6 protein-coding genes and 2 pseudogenes are annotated in these 9,656 nt (G+C 69.4%); 3 read left to right on the top strand and 5 right to left on the bottom strand.

Annotated features, from left to right (window positions below; genetic code table 11):
- From BCY76_RS08285 to BCY76_RS08275, 3 genes and pseudogenes are all read right to left on the bottom strand, one after another.
- Positions 1-2,028: pseudogene (locus tag BCY76_RS08285) on the bottom strand (PTS fructose transporter subunit IIABC); the annotation flags it as partial.
- 376 nt (positions 2,029-2,404) lie between these two features.
- A pseudogene (locus BCY76_RS08280) lies at positions 2,405-3,097 on the bottom strand (1-phosphofructokinase family hexose kinase); the annotation flags it as partial.
- Positions 3,094-3,900 carry a DeoR/GlpR family DNA-binding transcription regulator gene (locus BCY76_RS08275; protein WP_139827689.1) on the bottom strand — a complete coding sequence of 269 codons (807 nt, stop codon included), beginning with the start codon at positions 3,898-3,900 and terminating at the stop codon, positions 3,094-3,096. The pseudogene BCY76_RS08280 and the gene BCY76_RS08275, both read right to left, overlap by 4 nt.
- Positions 3,901-4,210: 310 nt before the next feature.
- Here BCY76_RS08275 and BCY76_RS08270 point away from each other — a divergent pair, with 310 nt between their 5' ends.
- Positions 4,211-4,699 (top strand): GNAT family N-acetyltransferase, encoded by a 489-nt coding sequence (locus tag BCY76_RS08270; RefSeq protein WP_070158420.1) that lies wholly within the window; start codon positions 4,211-4,213, stop codon positions 4,697-4,699.
- Positions 4,700-4,837: 138 nt separating this feature from the next.
- Here BCY76_RS08270 and BCY76_RS19900 read toward each other — a convergent pair whose 3' ends face one another.
- Positions 4,838-5,755, bottom strand: a complete 918-nt coding sequence (locus BCY76_RS19900) for a DUF2207 family protein (RefSeq protein ID WP_070158421.1) — start codon at positions 5,753-5,755, stop codon at positions 4,838-4,840.
- Complete coding sequence (locus BCY76_RS20360) at positions 5,740-6,720, bottom strand: DUF2207 domain-containing protein (protein ID WP_070158422.1); 981 nt, start codon at positions 6,718-6,720, stop codon at positions 5,740-5,742. The genes BCY76_RS19900 and BCY76_RS20360 overlap by 16 nt, the downstream gene beginning before the upstream one ends.
- A 334-nt stretch (positions 6,721-7,054) precedes the next feature.
- On the opposite strand from BCY76_RS20360, the gene BCY76_RS08255 reads away from it, so the two are divergent.
- Together BCY76_RS08255 and BCY76_RS08250 are read left to right on the top strand one after the other, a co-directional pair.
- On the top strand, positions 7,055-8,407 hold the full coding sequence (locus tag BCY76_RS08255; RefSeq protein ID WP_070158423.1) for a hemolysin family protein: 1,353 nt from the start codon (positions 7,055-7,057) through the stop codon (positions 8,405-8,407).
- The gene (locus tag BCY76_RS08250) at positions 8,404-9,420 is read left to right on the top strand and encodes a CNNM domain-containing protein (protein ID WP_070158424.1); all 1,017 of its coding nucleotides are present in this window, start codon (positions 8,404-8,406) and stop codon (positions 9,418-9,420) included. Before BCY76_RS08255 ends, BCY76_RS08250 begins: the two co-directional genes overlap by 4 nt.
- The last annotated feature ends 236 nt before the right edge of the window (positions 9,421-9,656 follow it).

Raw genomic sequence — 9,656 nt, 5'->3', positions numbered from 1 at the left:
TGGCGGTCGCCGGCTCGGCGGCGGCCGGTGCGCCAGGCAGGCTGCGCCGGGTCCACCGCTTCAGGGCGATGACGCAGAGGGCCGTGACCACGGCACCGGCCAGGACGGCCAGGATGAACAGCACGAACGAGTCGATCGCGAAGAACACGAAGGCTCCGCCGTGCGGGGCCAGCGAGGTGATGCCGAAGGCCATGGTCAGCGCCCCGGTGACGGCGCCGCCGGCCATCGCAGAGGGCAGCACCCGCAGCGGGTCGGCCGCGGCGAATGGGATGGCGCCCTCGGAGATGAAGGCTGCGCCCAGCAGCACTGCGGTCTTGCCGTTCTCCCGCTCCACCGGGGTGAACAGCCGCCGGTCCAGGAAGGTGGCCAAGGCCAGGCCCAGCGGCGGAACCATGCCGGCGGCCATGACCGCGGCCATGATCATCAGCGGCCCCGGGTTGTCGGCCACGGACCCCGCGGAGATGCCGGCGACCGCAAAGGAGTAGGCGACCTTGTTGATCGGTCCACCCAGGTCGATGCACATCATCAGGCCCAGGACGACACCCAGCAGGACGGCGGCCGTGCCGGTCATCCCGGACAGCCAACTCTCCAGGGACGCGGTCAGACTGGCGATGGGTCCGCCCAGCAGCAGGAACATCAGGCCGGAGGAGACCAGAGTGGCGATGAGCGGGATGATCACCACCGGCATCAGTCCGGCGAGCCAGCGGGGGACCTCCAGACGGCGGAACCCGGCGGCGACGGCGCCGGCCAGCACACCGCCGACGATGCCGCCGATGAACCCGGCGTCCATGGACACGGCGACCATGCCGGCGGTGAAGCCCGGGGCGATGCCGGGGCGGTCAGCCATGCCGTAGGCGATGTAGCCCGAGAGAGCTGGCACCAAGAACCCCATCGAGGTGGCGCCGATGGTGAACGCGACGGCGCCGAGGTACGTGAGGAGGCCGCCGTCGGGGAGATTGAACAGAGTATTGCCGAACACGACGTCGTCGGCGACGTCCGTGATGTCATGGCCGCCCAGAAGGAAGCCCAGGGCGATGAGCAGACCGCCCGCGGCGACGAACGGGATCATGTAGGAGACACCGGTCATCAGCACACGCTGGGTCTTTTTGCCGAAGCTCTCCTCAGCCCCGGAATGTGACTCCTCGCCGGACTCTTCAGCGGAGACGCGCGGGGCGGAGGGGTCGTCCACGGCCGCCAGGGCCCGGTCGATCAGCGCGGCGGACTCGTCGATGCCGCGCTTGACGGGCACGTGCACCACGGGCTTGCCGGCGAAGCGGGCCTTGTCCCGGACGTCGACGTCGACGGCGAAGATCACCGCGTCGGCACCGGCGACGACGTCGGCGGGCAGGGCGGTGGCCCCGGCAGAGCCTGGGTCTCCACATGGATCTCCACGCCCTCCTCCTCGGCGGCCTGCTTCAGGGCGTCGGCGGCCATGTAGGTGTGGGCGATCCCCGTGGGACAGGCGGTCACGGCCACGATCCGGCGGCCCCCGGAGGTGGCCGAAGCAGCGTGCCCTGCGGCTGCGGCCGGGGCGGTGTCGGCGGGCGCACCCGCAGCCCCCTCGAGCTCGGCCACGGCAGGAGCGACGGCCTCGGTGACCCGGTCCACCACCCCCTGGGAGTCCTCGGCCTCGCGCAGGGCGGCGACGAAGTCCTTCTTGACCAGGGAGCGGGCCAGGGCGGCGAGGATCTTCAGATGAGCCTTGTCGGCGCCGTCGGGGGCGGCGATGAAGAACACCAGGTCGGCAGGGCCGTCCTTGGCGCCGAAGTCCACCGGCTCGGGCAGTCGGGCGAAGGCCAGGGTGGCCTCCGTGACGGCCGAGGTGCGGCAGTGGGGGATCGCCACGCCGCCGGGCATACCGGTGGCGGACTTCTCCTCGCGTGCCCAGGCGTCGGCCACCAGGGTCTCGGCGGCCGCGGTACGACCTGCCTGCTGGATGCGGGAGGCGAGCTGCTCGATGACCTCTCGCTTCGCGCTGCTGCGGATCTCGTCGAGGCTGACGAGCTCCGGGGTGATGATGCTCTTCATGGCGGGTCCCTCGCAGTTCGGGTGCGGTGTTCCGGGGTGGTGTTCCAGGGATGGATCCGGCTGACGCGGGGTCAGACGGAGAGTGGCTCCACGACGACGACGTCGAGGTCGAGATCATCCGGGGTCGGCATGACCGATCCGGGGAGTGCGGCGGCGGCACGGCCCTGGGCTGCGGCCTGCCGAAGCCGGCCGGCAGGACCTTGGCCCTGCTGAGCGGCCAGCAGCAGCCCGGCCAGGGAGGCGTCGCCGGCGCGACGGTGGAGCGGGCGAGAAGCTCCGGGCCCCAGGCCCGCAGCACCTCGTCGCCAGGGCGGTCGGGGACGAGCAGGGCGCCGTGGGCGCCCAGGGTGACCAGGGCGGTGCGCACGCCGTGGTCCTGGGCGATACGGACCAGGCGGAGCACTTCGGCCGGGCGGCTCTCCAGCTCCTCGGGCTCCATGGTGCGGCCGTCGGAGAAGCGGGGGCTGGAGCCGGTGAGCAGGGTGACCAGCTCCAGCAGCTCCTCACCGTTGGGCTTGATCAGGTCCGGCTCGGCGGCCACGGCTCGGGCGAGCGCCGGACCGGAGGAGTCCAGGGCGATCTGCGGAGCCTCCGGCCCGAGGTTCCTTCGCAGCCGCCCGATGACCTGGGCGTAGAAGTCGACGGGCACGCCCGGGGGCAGCGAGCCGGCCAGGGCCGCCCAGCTGGCGCCCTCGGCGGCGTCCAGGGCGAGGGAGAGCAGCGCCTCGGTCCGGACCTCGTCGAAGGCTGGGCCGGGCTCGTTGATCTTCGTGGTGGTGCCTGCCGGATCGGTGACGGTGATGTTGGTGCGCAGCGCTTCGCTCAGGGACAGGCCACGATGCGGGACGCGCAGCTGGGTGAGCGCGGTGAGCACTGGGTCAGTGTGGTCTCCGGGGAGGACCGCCAGGGTCTCCTGCCCGGCGGCGACCAGGGCGCGCGAGATGTTCACGCCTTTGCCACCGGGTTCGGTGGAGGTTCGGACGGCGCGCTGCACGGCCCCCGGAGCCAGGGGGGCGTCCAGTTCGACGGTCTTGTCGAGACTGGGGTTCGGAGTCAGGGTGAGGATCATCGCGGCACCGCCACGACGACGGTCACATCGGCGGCGTCCAGGGCGTCCTGCAGCCCGGGGTCGGGCTCGGCGTCGGTGATGAGCACGGAGATCTCCTTCAGCTGGGCGAAGCGGACGAGGGTGGAGCGGCCGAGCTTGGAGGAGTCAGCCAGCAGCACGGAGGTGCGGGCTGCGCGGATCAGGGCGGCTTTCATGGCTGCTTCGGCGGCGTCCGGGGTGGAGAGGCCGAACTCGGCGTCGATCCCGTTGGTGCCGATGAATGCGACGTCGGCCTGGCGGCCGGCCAGCGTCTCCAGGGCGCGGTCACCGACGACGGCGCCGGTGAGCCCCCGCACCTGACCGCCGAGGATCTCCAGGTCGACGGCGGTGACGTCGCTGAGCTTCTGGGCGATCGGCACGGCGTTGGTGATCACCACGCGGGACTCGGCCGGGCCGGCGTCGCGTGACTCGGCGGCGATGAGGTCGGCGAGCGCCTCGGTGGAGGTGCCGGCGTCCATCATCAGGGAGCCGGTGCCGACGGGAGGCAGGAAGTCGACGGCGGCCCGAGCGATGGCCTGCTTCTGCGCGGCGCGGCTGGCCTGCCGGTCCCGCCAGGAGGTCTCGGTGCGAGAGGAGGGGGAGGCGGGGACTGCACCGCCGTGGACCCGGCGGAGGGCTCCGGCGTTCTCCAGGTGGTCCAGGTCCCTGCGGACGGTCTCGCGGGTGACGGACAGATCTTCGGCGATCTGCTGGACCGTCACGGTGCCGTGGGTGCGAAGGTGGGCCAGGATGCGGTCGTGGCGCTCGGGTGCGAGCAGGGCCATCGTGTCCTCCGATCTGGCGGGTGCTGCCGGTGGGGCGGGTCACGGAGCCGGTGGCTCCTGGAAGTGCCCGTGAGTGTGATTCTACCCACGTTCGTTGGGATTTACCAGACTTTATCTGTGTTTTTCTGTGCTCGCAACGTGGGCCGTTGGGAGTTCACCCGGCCCGACGCGGAGGATTCGCCCGTGTCTCGGCGGCGAGGCGGCGTCGTTCTGCACACCAGAATCACGTCTGCACCATCAGATGTGGTGAGGCAGACGTGATGTGATGGTGCAGATCGTCCGGCGGGGGCGATCAGGAAGGATCCGGCCCATGGCGTGGAGCATCGAGCTGCTGGCCGCTGCGCACCGGGACCGCCTGCTGAGCTTCGAGGAGCGCAACCGCGAGTACTTCGCCCAGTCCATCCCGGATCGCGGCGACGACTTCTTCGCGCAGTTCGACCACCGGCTGCACGCGCTGCTCGACGCGCAGGAGGAGGGCACCGATCTGTTCCATGTGATCCTCGGTCCCGAAGGCGGGCAGCCGATCATCGGCCGGATCAACCTGACCGACGTCGACGCCGGCGGTGCGAGCCTCGGATACCGGGTGGCGGAGGCCGCCGCAGGACGCGGCGTGGCTACTTGGGCGGTGGGACGGATCTGCGAGCTGGCCGTCGGCTCCTACGGGCTGTGCACTCTCACCGCGGAGGTGTCCCATGGGAACGTGGCCTCCCGGCGGGTGCTGGAGCGCAACGGGTTCCGGGTCCAGGGCTCGGCCAGCTGGGACGGCGGCACCGGGGTGCGTCTCCTGCGCAGCCTCTGAGCGCACTGCCCCGTATGAGGGCGCAGGTCTTGTCGTCGAGTCGGTCTCCGGTTCCGGCGGCAGACGGAATGGCCGCGGAGCGCATCACGGACGTGGAGGGGGAGCATCGTGGAGACCATGCAGGCTCAGTCGGACTGATCATCGCCCGGCGACGCCACCGCCTCCTCCGAAGGAACCGGCGGAGAACCCCGGCGATCCTGTTGAACCCGCGCCGGAGGAGCTGTGCGAGGCGCCGATCGTATGCTGCATGCTTGTGGCCAGCAGAAACCAGCTGCCGGCCGAGAGGCCCTGGGGGCGGAGGGTGCTGTCACCGGCTGCGGCGAAGCCTTCGGCGATCGCGGCCCAGCGTTTCGCCTCGCCCAGAGCCATGGCGTACGGCAGCTGCGAAGTGATCTGATCCGGCGTCAGCTCGGAGGTCGGTCCCGTGCCGTCGGAGGTCTCGACGACGGCGGCCTGAGCGGCCTGCAGTCCGCGCAGCTGCTCCACGTGGGCCCGGCCGAGTGCAGTGCGTCGGGTGCCCATCGTCGCGGTCGCCGCCCAGAGGACCCCCAGCAGGAGGAGGGCCCCGGTGATCCCGGTGAGCAGCAGGCTCAGCGAGGTCGGCATGGTCAAGGCCCAGGCGAGGATCGTCACGACGAGCAGCACCGTGATGCCGGCGGCCGCGGTCCAGTCCCACAGGCTGCCTGCTCCGCCCAACCGCCGACTGAGCAGGTGCCGCGCGTCGAAGCAGGCCAGGGCCTTCGCCTGGGCCTTCTGTGCCGCGGTGGAGAACTCATCGCCCAGCTCGGAAAGTCGGATCGGTTCGCCGTCCCCTTCGGCGTCGAGGGCCGCGAGAAGATCCTGCTCATCGTCGGGCAGGCCGCTCCGGTCGGCGATCGTGGTGGAGGCCAGCCAGTCGCGGCTGTCGTCGTCGTGCTCGGCAGTCGTCTCCTCCAGGTGGAGGTGGCCGCGGGCGGCCAGATCCACCAGCGTGAGTGTGGTGAAGTCGGCCGGAAGAAACAGGGCGGACTTCCTCCAGAGCAGGGCTGCCTCGTAGGGGCTCAGGTCGTCCGGCACCGCATGACGGGGGACGGCCGGGGGCTCCTGCTCCAGGCGCGCGATCCCCAGAGTGGCCCCTGGCTCCGGGAGCGCTCCGGGAGCGAGGAGGGGGAAGTGCTCATCGCGGCCGGAGCGGCGCCGCAGCAGGAAGATTCCGGCGACGGCGGCGACCCCCGCGGCCGCCGCGGCCCACCAGGCCTGCAGCACCGCGTGCCGATGCGGTCCGAGACCGGGGCGATGGTGTCGGCGAGACGCTCTGAGGCGGTGGGCTCCGCATAGACCGGAGTCGCTGCCGAGAAGGTGCCTTCCGGGACGGTGACCTCCACGCCCTGCCACCCGCCCGGCTCCAGGGTCGTGGCCGTGGCGGTCATCGTCTCGCCGTCGATCTCTGCCGGACAGGGGCGGCCGTCGTCCAGGTCGGAGTCGGTGCCCTGCCAGCAGGCGCCGTCGAGTATCTCCTCCGGTGCGGTGACCTCGGTGGTGACCCGCTCGATGGAGACGTCCTGGTCCGGACCGGCGACGATCCAGTCCCAGGACGAGGGGTTGACGGCACCATGGACGGTGTAGCTGAGCTCATAGGTCTGCAGTCCGGTGCGAGTGTCCTCGGACCCTTCCGGAGCCCCGAGGCTGAGCTGGAGGGCGTCCCTCGACTCCTCGATGTCCGCGACGGCGGCGGGCGCTCCGGTGGGGCTGGTCAGGGCGAAGTCCTCATAGTCGACGACGCGGGGTCCTTCGTCGGAGGGCATCTGGGTGCTCAGCGTGCGGAAGAAGCCCAGGCCCTCTCGCTCACCGAAGTCCCAGTCGTAGGTCTCCTTCACGTGCATCACCCCGTCCTCGTCGAGGTCGATGCTGATGGACAGATCCCGGACCACATCATCGGTGGGATCGCCGGACGCCGCTGCGGCCGGCGCGGGCAGAAGGGCGGCGGCCAGGCCCAGCATGACGACGGCGGGACCAGCTGTCAGGGTGCGCAGAGCGTGCATGTCGGCCAGCTTAGAGAAACGCCTGGGGTGGGGGATCATCCGCGGGGAGTATTCCGCAGACGGACAGAGCGCGTGATCCTCGTCTGCCAAGGTAGCGTCGCCGCGGCCTACCACCAAGCCGCCCGTCGCAGGAGGCTTCTATACTGTACGTATCCGTCACCTAAGGAAGGACGTCGTCCCCCGTGGACTGTGATCAACCGTCGGCCGCCCGCCATCTGCATCGGGCGGCCATGTTGCACCGTTCGGGCCTCCAGCCCACTCCCGTCATCTCTCAGGGGAGGTTTTCGGCTCAGGGTGCCGGGACCTCCGACTGGGCAATCGAGGGCGGCAGTCGATGACGACCCTCCTCCTGCTGCTGGTGGGATGCCTGGTCATCCTGCTGATCATCGCCGCCAACGCCTACTTCGTGGCCCAAGAGTTCGCCTACATGTCGGTGGACCGGAACCAGCTGAGGACGCGTGCCGCGAGTGGTGAGGTTGCGGCCGCGAAGGCGCTGAAGGTCACCAACCGCACATCGTTCATGCTCTCCGGCGCCCAACTGGGCATCACCGTGACTGGACTGCTCGTCGGCTACGTCGCAGAACCCCTTGTGGGTGAGGCGCTGGGGGACCTGTTCGGACTGGTCGACGTCCCCCGGGCCGCGGCCGTCGGCGCCGGAACCGTGGTGGCCCTCGCCGTCTCGACAGTGGTACAGATGATCTTCGGCGAGCTCTTCCCCAAGAACTACGCGATCGCGAACCCCACAGTACTTGCCTTGAGGCTCGCCGGATCCACGCATCTGTATCTGGTGGCGTTCGGGTGGCTCATCACGTTCTTCGACCGGTCGGCCAACGTGCTCCTGCGTCTGCTCGGGATTCAGCCCGTTCATGATGTCGACTCCACAGCCGATGCCGATGACCTGGAACAGATCGTCGACGATTCGCGACAGAGCGGAGATCTCCCGGAGGATCTGTTCCTCGTGCTCGACCGTCTGTTGGACTTCCCTGACCATGATGTGGAGCACGCCATGATTCCTCGTTCTCGGGCGGGCGTCGTCACGCCTGAGACCACGATCGACGGCGTTCGTGAGCTCATGGCTCGGGAGCACACCCGCTATCCGGTCATCGATGAGTCAGACGCCCCGGTAGGGGTGGTTCATCTCCTCGATGTCCTCGCCGCAGAGCAGCCGTGGAACAGGCCGGTCTCGGATCTCATGAGGCCTCCTGTCATCCTGCCGACATTGATGACTATGCCTGACGCCGTCGATGAACTTCGACGCCAGCGGACACAGTTCGCGTGTGTGATCGATGAGTATGGTGGGTTCGCGGGCGTGATCTCTCTGGAGGATCTCGCTGAGGAGGTCCTCGGTGAGCTGACTGATGAGCATGATGAGGAGATCCCCCTGGACATCGTGTCCGTTGCTGAGTCGACGTGGCACGTCAACGGATCTGTGCATGTCGATGAGGTGGAACGGGCGATCGGATATGATCTGCCACGGGGCGACTTCGAGACGCTGTCGGGTCTCATCATCCACGTCTCTGGGGGATTGCCTGCTCCAGGTGACCGCGTGCGGATTGATCTGCACAGCGGCGCAGTGCCCCTGACCGGAGCGACGCCGGTGCTGCGCTTCCTCGAGGCGGATATCAGATCCCTCGACCGCCACGTGCCGCACTCCGTCGTCCTCGAGCTCAGGGAGGAGACGCTGTGACTGAGTGGCTGATTCCAACGATCGCCACAGTGGTGGTCATCGCGCTGTCGGCGTTCTTCGTCGTCATCGAGTTCTCTCTGCTGGCCGCGCGGCGGCACCGCCTGGAGACGAAGTCTCAGCACAGCGCCTCGGCCCGCGCGGCGATCCGAGGTCTGGACCAGCTCACGCTGATGCTTGCCGCCGCGCAGCTGGGCATCACAGCCTGCACATTCGCCCTCGGCGCTGTGACCAAGCCGGCAGTCCATCATCTGCTGATGCCGGTGTTCGGCTTCCTGCCCGCATGGGTCGCTGACGCTGTGAGCTTCGGATTGGCGCTGCTGCTGGTGACGTTCCTGCATCTAGTGGTCGGGGAGATGGCGCCCAAGTCCTGGGCGATCGCCGATCCGGAGCGCTCCGCGACTCTCGTCGCCCTGCCGGCCCAGGTGATCGTGTCGATCCTGGGTCCCCTGCTGCGGGCCATCAACGGCTTGGCCAACCGTCTGGTCGCAGCGGCGGGTGTCGAGCCTGTGGATCGGGCCGCCGTCGCCGGCTACGACTCAGACACCATTCGCACCCTGGTGGAACGGTCCACGAAGGCCGGAACGCTGGACCGGGAGTCCGGGCGCCAGATCTCGGATCTGCTGGCCCTTGGCGTGCAGACAGTGGATGACGTCGTCGAGTCCCCGCAGCAGGCTGTGCCCACGCTTCGCGACGGGGCCACGATGGCGGAGGTGCAGGAAGCGTGTCGGGCGTCCGGGAGGCTGAGGGTGCTGGTGGGGCGCTCCGGGACCGCTGGCCTCGGGGTGGTCCACGTGCGCGACACCCTGCGCGCGCGGCCTGAGGAGCCTGCCGAGCGCGTGGCACGCAAGCCGCTTCTGATGGTGTCCGGGACCACTGTCTTCGACGCCCTCCAGGAGATGCGAGCCGCCGGTGAGCAATTCGCCGTGGTGCGGGCCCCTGGAAAGACGGTCGGCATCATCACGTGGAAGGACATCTTGGACCAGATCTGGCCCGGAGCGTCCAGAACTCGGTGACACGTGCTCCGTTCGTCCGTCGTCGGACGAGGTGTGGAGTGGCGGCGTCATCGGGTGCGCGTGCGCGATGACTGGACGCACGAGCGGACCGGCGTCGCCCATCGAAACCTTCGCCGAGCATGAGAAGAGCCCCGATCCCTGTCATGCCAAGGATCGAGGCTCGTCTCTTCGGTGCGCCCATAGGGATTCGAACCGCCTTGCCGGACCTCATGACTAAAGCGCTACGATCCGCGCCA

The organism is Nesterenkonia sp. PF2B19 (assembly GCF_001758425.2).
Classification (GTDB): domain Bacteria; phylum Actinomycetota; class Actinomycetes; order Actinomycetales; family Micrococcaceae; genus Nesterenkonia; species Nesterenkonia aethiopica.
Note: the sequence above shows the minus strand (reverse complement) of the source record. Positions and strands in the feature narration are given on the sequence as shown.

Excerpts from the sequence above, each read along its gene's own strand:
- BCY76_RS08275 (WP_139827689.1), bottom strand. The coding sequence starts at position 3,900 with ATGGCCCTGCTCGCACCCGAGCGCCACGACCGCATCCTGGCCCACCTT.
- BCY76_RS08255 (WP_070158423.1), top strand. The coding sequence starts at position 7,055 with ATGACGACCCTCCTCCTGCTGCTGGTGGGATGCCTGGTCATCCTGCTG.
- BCY76_RS08270 (WP_070158420.1), top strand. The coding sequence starts at position 4,211 with ATGGCGTGGAGCATCGAGCTGCTGGCCGCTGCGCACCGGGACCGCCTG.
- BCY76_RS20360 (WP_070158422.1), bottom strand. The coding sequence starts at position 6,720 with ATGCACGCTCTGCGCACCCTGACAGCTGGTCCCGCCGTCGTCATGCTG.